At 53.7% G+C, this 16,847-nt stretch carries 22 protein-coding genes and 2 pseudogenes; 19 read left to right on the top strand and 5 right to left on the bottom strand.

Annotated elements, in window-relative coordinates; all coding sequences use genetic code 11:
• Positions 1-2 precede the first annotated feature (2 nt).
• The 13 genes and pseudogenes from L3068_RS10555 to L3068_RS10495 all read left to right on the top strand — a co-directional run.
• Positions 3-668 carry an ATP-binding protein gene (locus tag L3068_RS10555; protein ID WP_174340443.1) on the top strand — a complete coding sequence of 222 codons (666 nt, stop codon included), beginning with the start codon at positions 3-5 and terminating at the stop codon, positions 666-668.
• A gap of 11 nt (positions 669-679) precedes the next feature.
• Positions 680-1,390, top strand: coding sequence for a single stranded DNA-binding domain-containing protein (locus tag L3068_RS10550; RefSeq protein ID WP_236904843.1), 711 nt, complete (start codon positions 680-682; stop codon positions 1,388-1,390).
• A gap of 11 nt (positions 1,391-1,401) precedes the next feature.
• Positions 1,402-1,554 carry a DUF1317 family protein gene (locus L3068_RS10545; RefSeq protein ID WP_006809793.1) on the top strand — a complete coding sequence of 51 codons (153 nt, stop codon included), beginning with the start codon at positions 1,402-1,404 and terminating at the stop codon, positions 1,552-1,554.
• Positions 1,551-2,102: a phage N-6-adenine-methyltransferase gene (locus L3068_RS10540; RefSeq protein WP_236904842.1), complete on the top strand. Its 552-nt coding sequence runs from the start codon at positions 1,551-1,553 to the stop codon at positions 2,100-2,102. Before L3068_RS10545 ends, L3068_RS10540 begins: the two co-directional genes overlap by 4 nt.
• Complete coding sequence (locus tag L3068_RS10535) at positions 2,099-2,317, top strand: hypothetical protein (protein ID WP_236904841.1); 219 nt, start codon at positions 2,099-2,101, stop codon at positions 2,315-2,317. The genes L3068_RS10540 and L3068_RS10535 overlap by 4 nt, the downstream gene beginning before the upstream one ends.
• Complete coding sequence (locus L3068_RS10530) at positions 2,314-2,610, top strand: DUF4406 domain-containing protein (protein WP_236904840.1); 297 nt, start codon at positions 2,314-2,316, stop codon at positions 2,608-2,610. Before L3068_RS10535 ends, L3068_RS10530 begins: the two co-directional genes overlap by 4 nt.
• Positions 2,607-2,798 carry a DUF1382 family protein gene (locus tag L3068_RS10525; RefSeq protein WP_236904839.1) on the top strand — a complete coding sequence of 64 codons (192 nt, stop codon included), beginning with the start codon at positions 2,607-2,609 and terminating at the stop codon, positions 2,796-2,798. Before L3068_RS10530 ends, L3068_RS10525 begins: the two co-directional genes overlap by 4 nt.
• Before the next feature lie 91 nt (positions 2,799-2,889).
• Positions 2,890-3,111: a TraR/DksA family transcriptional regulator gene (locus L3068_RS10520; RefSeq protein WP_236904838.1), complete on the top strand. Its 222-nt coding sequence runs from the start codon at positions 2,890-2,892 to the stop codon at positions 3,109-3,111.
• Positions 3,108-3,344, top strand: coding sequence for a hypothetical protein (locus tag L3068_RS10515; RefSeq protein WP_236904881.1), 237 nt, complete (start codon positions 3,108-3,110; stop codon positions 3,342-3,344). Before L3068_RS10520 ends, L3068_RS10515 begins: the two co-directional genes overlap by 4 nt.
• Positions 3,307-3,546, top strand: a complete 240-nt coding sequence (locus tag L3068_RS10510) for a DUF4222 domain-containing protein (RefSeq protein ID WP_044856908.1) — start codon at positions 3,307-3,309, stop codon at positions 3,544-3,546. Before L3068_RS10515 ends, L3068_RS10510 begins: the two co-directional genes overlap by 38 nt.
• Before the next feature lie 9 nt (positions 3,547-3,555).
• Positions 3,556-3,741, top strand: coding sequence for a hypothetical protein (locus tag L3068_RS10505; RefSeq protein ID WP_236904837.1), 186 nt, complete (start codon positions 3,556-3,558; stop codon positions 3,739-3,741).
• A 105-nt stretch (positions 3,742-3,846) separates the two neighbouring features.
• Positions 3,847-4,095 carry an excisionase family protein gene (xisR, locus tag L3068_RS10500; RefSeq protein WP_031274995.1) on the top strand — a complete coding sequence of 83 codons (249 nt, stop codon included), beginning with the start codon at positions 3,847-3,849 and terminating at the stop codon, positions 4,093-4,095.
• A gap of 32 nt (positions 4,096-4,127) precedes the next feature.
• Positions 4,128-4,790 (top strand): annotated as a pseudogene (locus L3068_RS10495) (Arm DNA-binding domain-containing protein); the annotation flags it as partial.
• Between the two features lie 9 nt (positions 4,791-4,799).
• Here L3068_RS10495 and L3068_RS10490 read toward each other — a convergent pair.
• Positions 4,800-5,968 (bottom strand): IS3-like element IS911 family transposase gene (locus tag L3068_RS10490; RefSeq protein WP_094461488.1). Its coding sequence is split into 2 segments (ribosomal slippage): positions 4,800-5,719 and positions 5,719-5,968, totalling 1,170 coding nucleotides; the frame shifts between segments, so codons are not numbered across the junction.
• Between the two features lie 77 nt (positions 5,969-6,045).
• Here L3068_RS10490 and L3068_RS10485 point away from each other — a divergent pair.
• A pseudogene (locus L3068_RS10485) lies at positions 6,046-6,660 on the top strand (site-specific integrase); the annotation flags it as partial.
• 201 nt (positions 6,661-6,861) lie between these two features.
• Here L3068_RS10485 and L3068_RS10480 read toward each other — a convergent pair.
• The gene (locus L3068_RS10480) at positions 6,862-7,884 is read right to left on the bottom strand and encodes a Zn-dependent oxidoreductase (protein ID WP_047626285.1); all 1,023 of its coding nucleotides are present in this window, start codon (positions 7,882-7,884) and stop codon (positions 6,862-6,864) included.
• A 14-nt stretch (positions 7,885-7,898) separates the two neighbouring features.
• Positions 7,899-9,113 carry a starvation-sensing protein RspA gene (gene rspA, locus L3068_RS10475; protein WP_014883675.1) on the bottom strand — a complete coding sequence of 405 codons (1,215 nt, stop codon included), beginning with the start codon at positions 9,111-9,113 and terminating at the stop codon, positions 7,899-7,901.
• Positions 9,114-9,408: 295 nt separating this feature from the next.
• On the opposite strand from rspA, the gene L3068_RS10470 reads away from it, so the two are divergent.
• On the top strand, positions 9,409-9,747 hold the full coding sequence (locus tag L3068_RS10470) for a DUF1283 family protein (protein ID WP_008502414.1): 339 nt from the start codon (positions 9,409-9,411) through the stop codon (positions 9,745-9,747).
• Positions 9,747-10,307, top strand: coding sequence for a spermidine N1-acetyltransferase (gene speG, locus L3068_RS10465; protein WP_014883673.1), 561 nt, complete (start codon positions 9,747-9,749; stop codon positions 10,305-10,307). The genes L3068_RS10470 and speG overlap by 1 nt, the downstream gene beginning before the upstream one ends.
• Before the next feature lie 100 nt (positions 10,308-10,407).
• On the opposite strand, the gene L3068_RS10460 is transcribed toward speG, so the two are convergent.
• The gene (locus L3068_RS10460; RefSeq protein WP_045282053.1) at positions 10,408-11,118 is read right to left on the bottom strand and encodes a YnfC family lipoprotein; all 711 of its coding nucleotides are present in this window, start codon (positions 11,116-11,118) and stop codon (positions 10,408-10,410) included.
• A 106-nt stretch (positions 11,119-11,224) separates the two neighbouring features.
• On the opposite strand from L3068_RS10460, the gene L3068_RS10455 reads away from it, so the two are divergent.
• From L3068_RS10455 to dmsD, 3 genes are all read left to right on the top strand, one after another.
• Positions 11,225-11,518, top strand: coding sequence for a DUF1161 domain-containing protein (locus L3068_RS10455; RefSeq protein ID WP_023330302.1), 294 nt, complete (start codon positions 11,225-11,227; stop codon positions 11,516-11,518).
• A gap of 131 nt (positions 11,519-11,649) precedes the next feature.
• On the top strand, positions 11,650-14,151 hold the full coding sequence (locus L3068_RS10450; RefSeq protein WP_117581840.1) for a DmsA/YnfE/YnfF family dimethyl sulfoxide reductase: 2,502 nt from the start codon (positions 11,650-11,652) through the stop codon (positions 14,149-14,151).
• 93 nt (positions 14,152-14,244) lie between these two features.
• Positions 14,245-14,859 (top strand): Tat proofreading chaperone DmsD, encoded by a 615-nt coding sequence (dmsD, locus tag L3068_RS10445; protein ID WP_014883669.1) that lies wholly within the window; start codon positions 14,245-14,247, stop codon positions 14,857-14,859.
• Between the two features lie 44 nt (positions 14,860-14,903).
• Here dmsD and L3068_RS10440 read toward each other — a convergent pair whose 3' ends face one another.
• Entirely contained in the window at positions 14,904-16,619 is a 1,716-nt protein-coding gene (locus L3068_RS10440; protein ID WP_117581842.1) for a SulP family inorganic anion transporter, read from the bottom strand.
• Between the last annotated feature and the right edge of the window lie 228 nt (positions 16,620-16,847).

The following is a 16,847-nucleotide window of genomic DNA, read 5'->3' as shown; positions in this document are numbered from 1 at the left end:
TTATGGCGGTGATGACTCTCATCCTTGCCGACTCCGGGTATGGCAAGACGTACAGCATCCGCAACGTTAACCCGGAAAATGCCATTCTCGCTCGATGTATTCGTAAGGCCCTTCCGTTCCGCAATAACGGCTGGAAGCTTCACGGTAAACGCCTGCCGGATAACTCTATTCAGCGAGGGAACGTGGTCGACATCAGAAATGCCCGGCATCTGTTCGAAGTAATCCAAAACGCTGCGCGTAGCGGTCGCCGGATGCTCATCATTGATGACTTCCAGGCCATCATGCAGCACGAGAACATGGACCGGGCCTATGAGACTGGCTACACCAAGTTCACCGAAATGGCGGAGCACGCCTGGCGCATCATCGAAGCTGCAACCCAGCTCCCTGACGACTTCCGCGTTTACTTCCTCGCTCACACCGAAGAGAGCGAAGGGAAAATCAGGATGAAGACCGTCGGCAAGATGCTTAACGAAAAGCTCACACCCGAAGGCTACTTCCCAATCGTTTTGCGCATCATCAAGCGCGACGGAAAACACCTTTTCCTGTTGAAGGGCGACGACAACGACACCGTGAAATGTCCTCCTGACCTGTTCGGGCCAGAAGTGACTGACATGGATAACGACCTGGCGGCGTTCGACAACGCAATTTCTGAATTCACTGACTTATAAGAGAGATAACGATGAACCAACCAATCAGCTTTACCTGGAACCAGCAGTCGGCAGAAGCAGCGCTCAAAGCAGGATCCTCCGCTGGCATTTCTGAAACAGGCGCATACGAAGGGGTGATCACCTCCGCTGTGTATGAGTTCGGCAAGGACGGCTCACAGTCGCAGACACTTGTTCTTTCGCTCGACGCTGACGGCCAGAAAGCAAACTTCCTGCGCATCAACTTCCTCGGGCGCGACGGCACGCAGACTTTTGGTATGGGTTTGATCGCCGCCATCATGTGGGCTGCGCAGGTTAAAGACGCTCAGGCGCAACAGCGACAGGGGCAAAGCGGTCCTGAATGGTGTCTGCCAGCTCTTGAAGGTAAGCGTGTCGGCTTGTTCCTGCAAAAAATCCTCACCACCAAGACAGATGGCAGTGACAGCTACAAATTCGAAGTCCGACATGTTTTCCAGCCGGGAAGTCGTCTGACCTATAAAGAATTCACTGACAAAACACCTGCGGAAGCGATCGCCACACTCGAGCGCACCATGAAAGACAAAGACGACCGCAAACCTCACGATTCGTCTCGCGGTGGCTGGGGCGCACCATCACATAGCGGCGGCGGATGGGGTGGTAATCAGCAGGATCCGAATGCGGTCCCTGAATCGCGGCTGCAGCAGGCCAACCGTCAGGTATCGCAGAGCAATCAGCATCCTCAGTTCGACGATGACATCCCCTTCTGAAAGGCATCGCTATGACTCACGCTCACGACGACATCAGGGTTGGCACACTATGCCTTCCCTTCATTGGTAACGGCTGGCTAATGCCATGGGGTGAAGTGGTCAGCAATCCATTAAAGGCGCAGCGGCTCGCTGAGGAATATCGGGAAAGGCAGGAGGCGGCATGACTGATTACACAGGCAGCAACACGCCAGCGGATCAGCGCGACCTCTGGCGCACTCCACCAGCCATCTTCGTTTCCCTTGATGCTGAGTTTTGCTTCCAACTGGATGCCGCCGCAGCGCCGCATAACGCTCTGTGCCGCAAGTTCATCACTGCCGAGCAGAACACGCTGGAAACGCCATGGGCTGATTACCTGAATGTGCCTGGATACGTCTGGCTTAATCCGCCATATAGCGACATCACGCCGTTCGTTAAAAAGGCCGCTGCCGAGAGCGCCAATCAGATCGGCACGGTCATACTGGTCCCGGCAGACACTTCGGTTGGATGGTTCAAAGAGGCTATCCAGACAGCCAGCGAGGTTCGCTTCATCACCGCCGGGCGGCTGGCATTTATCAACCCGGTCACCGGTAAGCCGGTAAGCGGCAACAACAAAGGGTCGATGCTCATCATCTGGCGACCGTACCCGCGTACACACTGCCACTTCGCAACTGTGGACCGGGACGAGCTGATGGCTTTCGGGGCGAAACTTCTCGCCCGCCGGGAGGCCGCATGACACCAGCAAATGAAAACGCCATCCGCGCCGCCTGCCGCCGCTGCACCGAGGAAATCCAGCAGGCCATGTGCAAGAAGCCAAAGCCTAACTGGAACGAAACGGTTCCCCCCATCATCAACAAGCATCACAAGAAAATTGAAGCTCTGGGAGTTAGCCTCCTGGAGTTCGTCGTATACACAGGCAGGCTTAATCGCCGCTTCGGAGTGGAATCGTGAAAGTTTATATTGCCGGACCCATGAGCGGCCTACCTAATTTTAACCGCGCCGCTTTCAACCATGCGCATGTTTTCCTCGGGTCGAAAGGTCATGTGGTCCTTAATCCCGCACTGCTCCCGGGTGGATTAACTCAGGCGGAGTATATGGACATCTGCCTATCAATGCTTCGCTGTGCTGATGCTGTTTTCATGCTGCGTGGTTGGGAAAAATCAGCAGGCGCCCGCGCGGAGAATGCCTTGGCCGAGAAGTTGGAAATGGAAATTATCTTCCAGGAAGAGGACCGCGCTGCATGAACAGAGCCTCACCAGTTGATTTGAGGAAAAGCCTCGAAATAGCCAACCACCTGGCGCACATCGGGATTCGCTTTGTGCCGATCCCGGTGGCGACCGATGAAGATTTCCAGACGCTGGCCGCCGAGTTATCCCGACGGCTTGAGCAGATGGCGGTCGAAGCCGTGAAGAGTGAAGGCGGTGCAGCATGAAGGCACTAATCACCCGGGAGCTTAAGGCTCCTTTTTTATTGCTGGCGTTCACCTTCAACCGAATTAACCGACAGTTCCGGGAGCATTGACCATGGCCGATATCATCGATACCGCAGCAGAGATTGAAGAGCTTCAGCGTAACGCTGCCCTTTCCGCTCACCGAGTGAACCGTAACGACGTATCAGCTGAGCGTTGTGAAGAATGCGACGAACCGATTCCCGAGCCGCGGCGCGCTGCCGTTCCCGGCTGCCAGACGTGCGCGGAGTGCCAGAGCGTCATCGAATTGAGGAATAAGCAGAGGGGGCTGTCATGAATAACAGAAAAGCCCGTCGGCTGCTTGGCGCTCACATCAATAATACATATCGAATTAGCAATAGACGCTGGTTGGTATGGGGCAGCAATTGGCCTTTTGTTTGGGAGCACGCAAAACCTTCGCCGCGGCAAAAAAGAAAAGCCAAAGAGGTTGCTGCATACCGAGAGGAATTAAAGCGCAATCAGGAGTCAGCCAATGTTCCAGCTAATTCAACGGGGTCAGATTTACGCTGACCATTCAGGTTGGCCTGTAATCATCCACAGCTGCACTTCTCAGATAGTCCGCTACTGGCGACAGGGCCGGATAAACACCGCTTCAATCGACCGATTCAACAATGACTTTGAGCACCTCGATCACCGGGAGGCGGCACAGATACGTGCCGAACTGGAGACGAGCGAGCATATCAAATCGCTGCGCGCCCAGCGTGCGGCATGAGGAGAAATTATGGTAAAGATGACGTTCGTATTTGAGTATGAGGACGGTAAAGAGCCGCCTGTTAGCGCTGGCATGTCGTTTATGGGTGGGAAGATTGTTGCAGCAGCTTTTCGTGATGCTCTCGAAGAGCCAGAAGTATGTGATGAGATGGTGCCCGACCCTGAATGGCTGGAAAAAAGCCTCAGCCGGTTATGACGCAACTGATAGCCAGTTATGAGCTGGCTATTGGGTGCGAAAGCACTGCCTCGTGATCCCTTTTGCCCGGCCACTCGCCGGGTTCTTTTTTGCCTGGAGAAACCCATGAGCGATATGATTCAGCTTGTCCCCAATAAGTGGGTATCAGAGAAGGTTCTGATGGCGATTACCGGCCTGACCAAAAACGCGATCAGATTAGCCAGAGAAACGTCATGGATGGAGGGAAAAGAGTACCGCCATTACTCATGCGACTGCCAGCCGAAGGACAACTCCCCTATCCTCTACAACCGCCACGAAGTCGACAAATGGGTTGAGCGTCAGCAACCCGCGATTCCCCGCAAGAAATCTGCTTAAATACCCCTTCGATTAACCAAAGAGGAAGATGCATGAAGTATCCAACCGGGGTTGAAAACCACGGGGGCACGCTGCGCCTGTGGTTTATCTATAACGGTGTCAGGGTAAGGGAAAGTCTTGGTGTACCTGATACGGCGAAGAACAGAAAGATTGCCGGAGAGCTGCGTACAAGCATTGTCTACGCAGTAAAGACGGGAACTTTCAACTATGCATCACAGTTTCCAAACTCCCCTAACCTTCAGCGATTTGGTGAGGTGAGTAAGGCGCTAACCATAGGAGAACTTGCAGAGAAGTATTTATCACTTAAAGAGACTGATGTCGCATCAACGTCGATTAAGACATACCGGACGATAATCAAAAACGTTCTGCTCATTCTCGGTGAGAAGACAATCGCATCGTCGATAAGTAAAGAAAGGATTCTTGAGGTAAGGAAGGAATTGTTGACCGGTTATCAGCTTCCGAAAACTCAGTATGTAGTTACTGAGCCAGGGCGTTCTGCTGTGACGGTCAATAACTACATGACTAACCTTTTCGCCATCTTTCAGTTTGGCGTTGAAAACGGGTATCTCGATGACACACCATTCAAGGGAATATCGCCACTAAGAGAGTCACGAGTCGTACCGGATCCGCTATCAAGGGAAGAGTTTGTCAGGCTCATAGAGGCGTGTCGCAGTCAGCAAGCAAAAAACATGTGGTTGAAGTGGTCAACAAAAACTGGCCACCGAGTTAGAGTTTTTCCAGTATCGATTTTCCGATTCGTTTGGGGGTAACCCACCGTTATATTCGTGCGGTCTTAGTGCGCTGTAATATCCAACGATATAATCCGTTATGGCGTGAGCTGCCTCGCTGAAGCTTACGTAACCCACCACCGGTATCCATTCGTTCTTCAGACTTCTGAAGAAGCGTTCCATTGGGCTGTTATCCCAGCAATTTCCGCGCCGGCTCATACTCTGCCTGATCTGGTATCGCCACAATAACTGCCGGAACTGCCTGCTCGTATAATGACTGCCCTGATCGCTGTGGAACATCACCCCGCCGGGCTTACCACGGGTTTCCCATGCCATTTCCAGCGCTTTCATGGTGAGCCTGCTGTCCGGCGAGAACGACATGGCCCAGCCCACTGGTTTTCTTGCGAACAGGTCGAGAACAACGGCGAGGTACGCCCAGCGCTTACCCGTCCAGATATAGGTCACATCACCGCACCACACCTGATTTGGCTCGGTCACGGCGAACTGCCGTTCAAGGTAGTTAGGGATAGCAACATGTTCATGACCACCACGTTTATACCGGTGAGTCGGCTGCTGACAGCTGACCAGCCCCAGCTCTTTCATGAGCCTGCCAGCAAGCCAGCGTCCCATCTGGTAGCCTCTCCGGGTTGCCATTGTGGCGATGCTTCTTGCTCCGGCCGAACCGTGGCTGATGCCATGTAGCTCAAGTACCTGACTGCGTAATACAGCCCGTCTGCCGTCTGGTTTTTCAGGACGGTTTTTCCAGTATCTGTAGCTGCTGCGATGAACCCCGAACACATGGCAGAGTGTGACCACAGGATAATGCGCTCTGAGTTTCCCGATTATCGAGAACTGTTCAGGGAGTCTGACATCAAGAGCGCGGTAGCCTTTTTTAATATTTCATTCTCCATTTCAATGCGTTGTAGCTTTTTCCTCAGCTCACGTATTTCGATTTGTTCTGGTGTTATCGGAGAGGCTTTTGGTGTTTTGCCCTGACGCTCATCACGCAGTTGTTTGACCCATCTTGTCATTGTGGAAAGGCCAACATCCATAGCTTTGGCGGCATCTGCCACCGTGTAGTTCTGGTCAACAACCAGTTGAGCGGATTCGCGTTTAAACTCTGCGCTGAAATTTCTTTTTTTCATTGGAGCACCTGTGTTGTTCTGAGGTGAGCATATCACCTCTGTTCAGGTGGCCAAATTCAGTGTGCCACTTCAGGTCTCTTTCTGTATACACAGGAATCCGACCGGGCGAGCTGTGCGCTTTGGGATGGGAGGATATCGACCTTAAGGCTGGCACGATGATGATAAGGAGGAATCTGGCGCAGGATAAATTTACCGTTCCCAAGACTCAGGCGGGCACAAACAGGGTAATACACCTTATCGAACCTGCAATTGAAGCTCTGAAGAGCCAACTTGAAATCACCAGGCTTGGCAATGAGCACATGATTGATGTTCACCTTCGAGAGTACGGTAAAAAAGAGAAGCACAAATGCACGTTTGTTTTTCTCCCATCCGTAACTTCAAGAACGGGTGCATGTGGCGATCACTTCACGGTCGATTCGGTCAGGCAGACATGGGATACGGCAGTAAAGCGTGCAGGAATTCGTCACAGGAAATCTTATCAGTCACGTCACACATATGCTTGTTGGTCATTGACGGCTGGAGCCAACCCTGCATTCATTGCTTCGCAAATGGGTCATGCTGATGCGCAGATGGTTTTCCAGGTTTACGGGAAATGGATGTCAGAGAATAACGATGCGCAGGTAGCGCTGTTGAACTCAAAATTGAGTGAGTTTGCCCCATCAGTGCCCCATGCAACTTTAATAGTCGTGTAATTCCCTTCTGTTTCAGCATGTTAATCCTAATAAAACTTGAAATCCATGAACTCCAGCGCGGTGCCCAGCCAGCCTGAAACGGCGGCTTTCACCAGATCGGAGGTGGTTCTTTGAGGTTGTGCTTGCGTCATAATGGCTATCTCTGAAAGGTAAGATGCGTACCACATAGAGCCCGTCTTCGCGGGCTCTTCACCGCGTGAATTATTCTGGGTTGAACGTGAGCAGGACCTTGCAGCACTGCCTCTGGTCTTTCTCAAACAGTTCAATGGCGTCTGTTACATGGTGATAGTCAAAGGTATGGGTGATCAGTTTTTCCGGGTCGATCAGTCCTTTTGTCAGCCAGTCGATGACGACCGGGAATTTATTGGCGTTCAGGCGCGAGGAGAAAATCGCCAGCTCTTTGCCGGTGATGCCCTGCTGAACAATCTGGCTCGGTTCGCTGGAGAAGCCCATCAGCACGATGCGCGCCGCCGGCGAGGCCAGGGTTATCGCTTCCTGTAAAATGGACGGATGACAGGCGGCATCAATGATTAACGTCGGTTTGATGCCTTTCTCGTCCAGCGCGGCCTGCAACGACTGCTCGCCGTTATTAAAGACCCAGTCCGCGCCGCTGCGCTGGGCCATTGCCAGGCGTTCGTCTATGCGGTCAACCACAATCACCTGTTTCACCTTATAGACGCCCTTCAGCGCCTGCACGGTGACCAGCCCCATCGGACCTGCGCCGTAGATCAGCGCCACGTCCTGTTCACCAGGGTTGGCCTGCCCCGTCACGTTGGCGGCAATGGTAAATGGCTCAACCATGACGGCGTGTTTATCCGGGATCGCATCCGGGATCCGCCAGGCATTTTTTGCGGGTACCGTTGCATATTCGCTGAAACCCCCGTCGCGGTGAACGCCCAGCACCACCAGCGAGGTGCAGACGTTTGGTTTTCCGACGGAGCACGGGTAGCAGTGTCCGCAGCTGATCACCGGGTCAACCGACACGCGTTCTCCTGACCGGGACGGATCCACGCCCTCGCCAACGGCATCGATCACGCCAAAAAACTCGTGGCCAATCACGCGCGGATACTTCGCAAACGGGTTATGCCCGCGGTAAATGTGGCTGTCCGAACCGCAGATCCCGGCGAGTGTGATTTTGACGCGCACTTCGCCTGCGCCTGGCTGCGGGCGTGGACGCGCTTCAATGACCAGCTGGTTCGGCTGTTGAATGACTATGCTTTTCATCGTTCGCTCCTCGTTTACCAGTTCCACAGCGTACCGTCTTCAAGACGTGCCACCGGCAGGTACGCCGGATCGTACGGGTATTTCGCTGCCAGCTTCTCGTCAAACTCAATGCCCAGCCCTGGCTTGTCACCCGGGTGCATATAGCCGTTATCAAAGCGCCAGCTGTGCGGGAAGACGTCGAGCATTTGTTCGGAATAGCCCATATATTCCTGCACGCCAAAGTTCGGTACCCACAGGTCAAAATGCAGCGCGGCGGCATGACACACCGGCGACAGATCCGACGGGCCGTGCGAACCGGTACGCACCTGGTAGAGCGACGCAAAGTCAGCGATGCGACGCATGCCGGTGATGCCGCCCGCATGCGTGATTGTGGTGCGGATATAGTCGATAAGCTGCTCTTCGATAAGCTGCTTGCAGTCCCAGATGCTGTTAAACACCTCGCCCACCGCAATGGGCGTGACGGTGTGCTGGCGAATAAGACGGAAGCAGGCCTGGTTTTCGGCAGGCGTGGGATCTTCCATCCAGAACATGCGGAAGTCTTCGATGCTCTTACCGAAGCGCGCCGCCTCAATGGGCGTCAGACGGTGGTGCATATCGTGCAGGAGGTGTTCATTGAAGCCAAATTTACTGCGCACCGCGTCGAACAGTTTGGGTGTGAAATCGAGGTATTTCTCGGTCGACCAGAGCTGCTCTTCCGGCCAGTCGCCTTTGGTGGCAGGCTCGTAGGCCAGCCCTTTTCCTTTCGACATGCCGTAGGTGGTTTTCATACCCGGCACACCGCACTGCACGCGGATCGCCTTGAAGCCCATCTCTTTATGACGCGCGTAATCTTCCAGCACGTCGTCAATGGTGTGACCGGTCGTGTGGCAGTAGACCATGACGCCTTCACGGGAGGCGCCGCCCAGCAGCTGGTAGAGCGGCATATTGGCCGCTTTGGCTTTGATGTCCCACAGCGCCATATCCACGGCGGAGATGGCCGACATAGTGACCGGTCCGCGACGCCAGTAGGCGCCTTTATAGAAGAATTGCCAGATATCTTCGATACGGTGCGCATCGCGGCCAATTAACTGCGGGCAGAGGTGATCCTTCAGGTACGAAGCGACGGAAAGCTCGCGTCCGTTCAGCGTAGCGTCACCGAGGCCGACAATCCCGTCATCGGTGGTGATTTTAAGGGTGACAAAGTTCCGCCCCGGGCAGGTAACAAACACGTCAGCCGCGACAATCTTCATAATTCCTTTCCTTACATCGTTCGTTGTGATGTCGGAAATTTACTCAATTGCAATACTACCATACAAGTATAATGATCATAAAATCAGCTGGCGATCACAAAACCGGACACCTGACACCGCCCTTATAAACCCTTTTTTGTACCTTTTTCATTTCAGGTGAGGATTTATTTAAACATCAGACCCGATGATGGCGTTAACTTTCCATACCTGCGCTGCGGGTATGCCGTCTTTTCTCTTTGGTGTAGAATCTGTAAGGGGTTACTTGATTATCTGCACCCATTTAAAAGGAAACGCTATGACAACATTAAGCAAACGCCTTTGTCTGACAGCCCTGCTGGCGCTGTCATCGTTCGCTTTTGCCGCCTCTGCGACAGCCGAAACCAGCAAACTCATTATTGAGTCTGGTGACAGCGCGCAAAGCCGCCAGAACGCCGCCATGGACAAAGAACAATGGAATGACACCCGTAGCCTTCGTCAGAAGGTCAACAAACGTGCTGAAAAAGAGTGGGATAAAGAAGATGTCGCTTTTGACGCACGCGATAAGTGTCAGCAAAGTGCAAACGTCAATGCCTACTGGGAGCCTAACACCCTGCGCTGCCTGGACCGCCGCACTGGCCGTACGGTAGCCCCATAATGTCGGCTTCGTGTGACGTTAAGCTCCGTCCGCTGGAGCGTGAAGACCTGCGCTTTGTCCATCAGCTCGACAACAACGCCAGCGTGATGCGCTACTGGTTCGAAGAGCCTTACGAGGCCTTTGTCGAGCTGTCGGATCTGTACGACAAACACATTCACGATCAGAGCGAACGTCGTTTTGTGGTGGAGTGTGGCGGCGAAAAAGCCGGGCTGGTGGAGCTGGTTGAAATCAACCACGTTCACCGTCGGGCAGAGTTCCAGATCATCATTTCGCCTGAGCACCAGGGGAAAGGCCTGGCCTCACGCGCGGCGAAGCTGGCGATGGATTACGGATTCAACGTTCTGAATCTCTACAAGCTGTACCTGATTGTGGACAAAGAGAACGAGAAAGCGATTCATATCTACCGCAAGCTGGGCTTTATGGTGGAAGGCGAGCTGATTCACGAGTTCTTTATCAACGGTGAATACCGCAATACCATCCGCATGTGCATCTTCCAGCATCAGCACCTGGCCGGGCATAAACCCTCAGGCGCCAGCCTGCTGAAACCAACCGCGCAGTGAGTTTGATGACAACCCCTGTCATCAACAATTGCGCCGTCTTTCTTGCCGGGTGGCGCTGCGCTTACCCGGCCTACATTGTGGAATAATATCAATACATTGCTCAGTAGTATTCAATCGTGTTTTTGATGGTGTACTTGCGCTCAACGGCGGGCTTGACGCTGTCATCGGTGATGATCAGATCGCAGCTCACCGGATTGTTGTGTCGATCGTAGTCGCAGCTCTGCTTCACGTTACCCAGCGGCTTGTCGTTTAACAAACTCACTGCCGAGTAATCCATCCTTTTGCGTACATCTTTAGACGGTGTCGACTGGACAGACAGATGCTGATCCCCGGAGACGGTAGTTTTGCCCAACGGGTAACCATCGGCATCGTAGCGGTACTTCACTTCCATCTCTTTGCCGTGCGCCGCCACCACGAAACCGTTATCGTCGGTATCCCACGTCACCCCGGCTGACGGCAGTTCGGCCAGCTGGCATTTCCCCTGCAGCTTCACTTTGCGCTGCTGGGTTTCGGCATCAACGTAGTAATTCGCATCCAGCACCAGCGCCACGCCGGTGTTGGCCTCCAGGTCGTGCAGTTCCAGCGTATCGAAACACCCTTCTGTCGACACGGTGCCCGTCACCCGTTTAGACACTTCGCCCTTCTCGTTGAACAGCGTCTGGGTAAAGTCTTTAACCGGGCCGCGCAGGGGGTCAAAATCAAATTCGTTCGAGAAACTCGCCATCTCCGGCGTAAACGACAGTGGTGCGGAGTTGTTGTCACACCCCACGAGAGTGGCTGCCAGGAGCGTTATCGCTGCATATTTCTTCACATTGATTACCGTACAGAGAGATTATTCCCAATCATATTAGCAAATACAGTTGTTTACACGAAGCCTGCTAAAATTAATGTCTACACACAGAGAAAAGGAGCGACAGATGAAACGGTTACCCTGGATTACCGCCCTGCTGTTAATGAGTGCTTCAACAGCCGCCCTGGCGGCACCCGATTCCTGCGAACGCGTGAAAAGCGATATTCAGCAGAAGATCATCAACAACGGCGTGCCCGAGTCAGGGTTCACGCTGAACATTGTGCCGAACGATCAGGCCGATCAGCCGGACGCACAGGTGGTAGGCCATTGTGCCAACGACACCTTTAAAATTCTGTACACCCGCACCGGGAGCGGAGCGGCGTCCGCCAGTCAGGATAATGCGCCAACTGAACCGCAGTAATTTCCCCTCAATCCCCTTTGATTTGATAAGGATTAATATTTACTACCCCTAAATCAGTAACACTCACCCCACCATTAGCCCGGTTATCATTTCGGGAAAAATAATACGCAATTACATTGGTGGGGTGAGCCATGTCCGATATCGAACATCACGGCGGGATTAGCCGTCGAACACTCGTGAAATCTACGGCGATAGGATCGCTGGCGTTCGCCGCCGGTAGCGTCTCATTGCCTTTTGGCGTGAAACGCGTTGCCGCCGCAGTGCAAAGCGCCACGAAACCTGCTGACGATAAAGTCGTCTGGGGCGCCTGCTCGGTTAACTGTGGCAGCCGCTGCGCATTGCGTCTGCACGTCCGCGACGATGAGGTGTACTGGGTCGAAACGGATAACACCGGCGAGGATATCTACGGCAATCACCAGGTTCGCGCCTGCCTGCGCGGACGTTCTATTCGCCGTCGCATCAACCACCCTGACTGTCTGAACTACCCGATGAAGCGCGTGGGCAAACGCGGTGAAGGCAAGTTCGAGCGTATCAGCTGGGATGAAGCGCTCAACACCATCACCGCCAGCCTGAAAGACGTGGTCGCCAGATATGGCAATGAAGCGGTGTACATCAACTACTCCTCCGGGATTGTCGGCGGCAATATCACCCGCTCCTCCCCTTACGCGTCGCTGGTGGCGCGCCTGATGAACTGCTACGGCGGTTTCCTGAGCCACTACGGCACCTACAGCACGGCGCAAATCGCCTGCGCAATGCCTTACACCTACGGCAGCAATGACGGTAACAGCACCTCGGATATCGAAAACACCAAACTGGTGGTGATGTTCGGCAACAACCCGGCGGAAACGCGCATGAGCGGGGGCGGGATTACCTATTATCTTGAGCAGGCTCGCGAGCGGTCCAACGCGCGTATGATTGTCATCGATCCGCGCTATACCGACACGGCAGCCGGACGTGAAGATGAATGGATCCCGATTCGTCCAGGGACCGATGCCGCGCTGGTGGCCGGTCTGGCATGGGTAATGATTAACGAAAATCTGGTCGACCAGCCTTTCCTCGACAAGTACTGCGTCGGCTACGACGAAAAAACGCTGCCGGAAGGCGCGCCGGCTAACGCGCACTACAAAGCGTATATTCTCGGCCAGGGCGATGACGGAACGGCGAAAACCCCGGAGTGGGCCTCGCGCAAAGCGTATATTCTCGGCCAGGGCGATGACGGAACGGCGAAAACCCCGGAGTGGGCCTCGCGCATTACGGGCATACCGGCCGATCGTATCGTTAAGCTTGCCCGGGAAATCGGTTCTGCGAAGCCAGCCTATATCTGCCAGGGCTGGGGTCCACAGCGTCAGGCGAACGGCGAATTGACGTCCCGCGCCATCGCGATGCTGCCGATCCTGACCGGCAACGTAGGGATAAACGGCGGTAACAGCGGCGCGCGTGAGTCGACGTATACCATCACCATCGAACGGATGCCGCTGCCGGAAAACCCGGTCAAAACGCAGATCTCCTGTTTTAGCTGGACGGACGCCATCGCCCGCGGACCGGAAATGACTGCCCTGCGCGACGGGGTGCGCGGTAAAGATAAGCTGGATGTGCCGATTAAGTTCATCTGGAACTACGCGGGTAATACCATCATCAACCAGCACTCCGATATCAATAAAACCCACGATATCCTGCAGGATGAGAGCAAGTGCGAAATGATTGTCGTCATCGATAATTTCATGACGTCGTCAGCGAAGTATGCCGATATCGTGTTGCCGGATTTAATGACCGTCGAGCAGGAAGATATTATTCCTAACGATTACGCCGGGAACATGGGCTACCTGATTTTCCTCCAGCCCGTCACCGCACCGAAGTTTGAACGCAAGCCCATCTACTGGATCATGAGTGAAGTGGCGAAACGTCTTGGGCCGGATATCCATCAGAAATTCACCGAAGGACGGACGCAAGCGCAATGGCTGCAGTATCTGTATGCCAAAATGCTCGAAAAAGACCCTCAACTGCCGTCCTATGATGAGCTGAAGAAAATGGGCATTTATAAGCGCAAAGATCCGAACGGACACTTTGTGGCGTATAAAAAGTTCCGCGAAAACCCGGAAGCCAATCCGCTGAAAACGCCATCGGGTAAGATTGAAATTTACTCGAGTAAGCTGGCTGAAATTGCAGCGACCTGGGAACTGGCAAAAGACGAAACTATCAGCCCTCTTCCCGTCTATGCCTCAACATTTGACGGTTGGGATGCCCCCGCGCGCGCGCAGTATCCTCTGCAGCTGTTTGGCTTCCATTTCAAAGCCCGTACCCACTCTAGCTACGGTAACGTTGACGTGCTGAAAGCGGCCTGCCGCCAGGAGGTCTGGCTTAATCCTCTCGATGCCGAAAAACGCGGCATTAAGAACGGCGATACGGTGCGCGTGTTTAACGATCGCGGTGAGGTGAGAATTGAAGCGAAAGTCACTCCTCGCATCATGCCCGGCGTGAGTGCCATGGGCCAGGGCGCCTGGCATAACGCCAATATGAATGGCGATCGTATCGACCACGGCTCCTGCATCAACACCCTGACGACCCATCGCCCGTCTCCGCTGGCCAAGGGCAACCCGCAGCACACCAACCTGGTACAGATTGAGAAGGTATAAGGGGTGAAACGGATGGCCGTGATTTATTCTATGGTATGTATTACTGATTAACACAGTCGCGCGGGCGTGCCCCGCGCAAGCAAGGAAGGTTTAATGAAAGACGTCTTACAGCGTGAATCGTTCGCGTTCAGCGCCCGGGTGCTGGGCGCGCTGTTTTATTTCGCTCCTGACAGCGAGCAGACTGCGCCCCTGGTACAGGCTCTTATCGCTGGCGAATGGGTTCAGGACTGGCCCCTGTCTCCGGAAACGCTGCAGCCCGTTGCCGATACCTTTGCCACGTCTTCCGATGAGCCGCTGACGGACGCCTGGCAACGGTTGTTTATTGGCCCTTATGCCCTGCCCGCGCCGCCGTGGGGTTCCGTCTGGCTGGATCGCGAATCCGTGCTGTTTGGTGACTCAACCCTTGCGCTGCGCCAGTGGATGCGTGAAAACGGCATCGCTTTTGAGATGCAGCAGAACGAACCGGAAGATCATTTCGGTACCCTGCTGCTGCTGGCGGCGTGGCTGATTGAGAATGGCCGCGATTCGGAGTGCGACCAGCTCCTGGCGTGGCACCTGCTGCCGTGGAGTACCCGCTTCCTGTCGGTATTTGTCGACAATGCGGGTCATCCGTTTTACACCGCGCTGGGCAGGCTTGCGCAGCTGACGCTGGCGGACTGGCGATCCGCGCTGGTTATCCCTGTTGCGGAAAAGACGCTGTATCGCTAAGGGATGTGGCTTGCTCGCGGTTGGCGGGCAAGCCAGGTTTGGGTTTAAACCTCTCCACCTGATTCACTCACGCTCTCTTTACTTTGTATGAACCGAAGTGCCAGATACAGGTCTGGTGCCAGAATCATGTCATCGTCATTCATTGTTGGCCGACTCTCTTTAAACCAGCGCGTTAACTCCGTTTTCCTGCCCGCAAGAATTAACGTAATCTGTCGACCTCTCAGGTCACGCTTAAGCTCATTAATGGTTGCCAGAACGCTTATGTCTGAGTAGGTGAAACAAGCAACGGCATCAATGACCACCCATTTAGGTTGTAAAGCTGCACCATCAACTAAATTTAATACCCGACGTTTAAAATAGGCCACATTAAAATAGGTCAACGGTGAGTTAAATCGATACATCAGCACGCCGGGAACCATTTTGATATCGGTTGTATTTCCTAGTGAGTGAATCATTCCATTTTCGTCAGTTCCCAGCAGGTGCTCCGAGGGGCGAAACACGGTACGCAGGAACTGTAGCAGGCCAAGCAACACCGCAAGGCCGATCCCCTGGATAACGCCGATAATTAACACACAGCCAAATGTGAAAAAGGCCAGCCGGAATGCCTGTTTATTTCTCCGCCTCAGATTCCATAAACCACGTAAATCAATCAATGACCAGGACGCATACATTAGAACAATACCTAATGCAGAAACCGGAATAAATTGTAATGGCTGAGTGAAAAAGACCACGACGATACCGATGAGTAAGGCGGCGACGATAGAAACCAGCTGGCTTTTCCCCCCCACTGAATCATTCACCGCGGTCCGGGAATCGGCACCACTGATAGCAAATCCCTGAGATAACCCAGACATAATGTTCGCAATACCCAGAGCCCGAAACTCGGCATCAGCATTAATTTCATAGCCATTTTTCGCGGCGAAACTGCGGGCGGTCAGCATCAGACTGACAAAACTGACCAAAGCCAGGTTCAGCGCCGGGATCACTAAATCACGCATCGGACCTGGCTGGAACGCCCCCCAGTTAACGACGGGTAACCCAGACTGGAAGCCATCCCCCCCAATAGTGGCAATGCCATACTGCTGCGCGGATGTCCCCCACACCAGTAACGTGGTCATCACTATGGCAATCAACGGCGCTGGCCACTGGCTGCGATACGTCTTGATAGCCATTAAAATACCTAACGTCAGAAGTGATACCCCGACGGTTAATAAATGGCTGTCTGAAAGTCGGCCTGGCAAGGCCATGATTTTCTCAATAACCTGCGCCTCATCCAGCGTTATCCCTAAAACCTTGCCTAATTGCCCGACAATGATCGTCACAGCGACGCCATTAAGCAAACCCGTAAGAATAGGATGAGAAAGCAGATCGGCAAGTGCGCCCAGGCGAAATTTACTGGCAAGCAGGCACCACCCGCCCATCATCAATGTCATGACGATTGTCAGCTGCCAGTGCAGTTCGGGATTTCCCGCAGAAAGCGGAAATACGACGGCCGCAATCACCGCGCAGGTTGTGGCATCAGGGCCAACAATAAGCTGACGTGAAGAACCAAACAGTGCATACGCGATCATTGGTAAAACGCAGGAATAGAGCCCTACGATTGCCCCAACGCCCGCCAGCTCTGCATAAGCAATCGCAACGGGTAGCGCGACAGCCGCAACGGATAACCCGGCTTTAACATCCTGTTTTAGCCAGCTTTTATCGTAGGCTAACAAATTTTGTAACCCTGGCATGTAGTTTAACAACAGTTTCCCGAACACGTTATTCTCCGGACATTGATCTTACCCAGGAGATGTTGGCACACTTTTCAGGGAGGTTCTGGTTTTCAAATGCTCCGCATTGAGGGATGTCTCTCAGTTCCTTATAAAACACATTTAGAGAGGAAAAATGGCGTTGCCTTCCCGAACCGCACGTTTAGCTAAACCAGAACAGGGTGTTTGATCGCAAATGCCGCAGATTGCTTCAAAAAAATTACCCTATTTGTTATA

This window comes from Enterobacter cloacae complex sp. ECL414 (genome assembly GCF_021869685.1).
Lineage (GTDB): Bacteria > Pseudomonadota > Gammaproteobacteria > Enterobacterales > Enterobacteriaceae > Enterobacter > Enterobacter kobei.
Note: the sequence above shows the minus strand (reverse complement) of the source record. Positions and strands in the feature narration are given on the sequence as shown.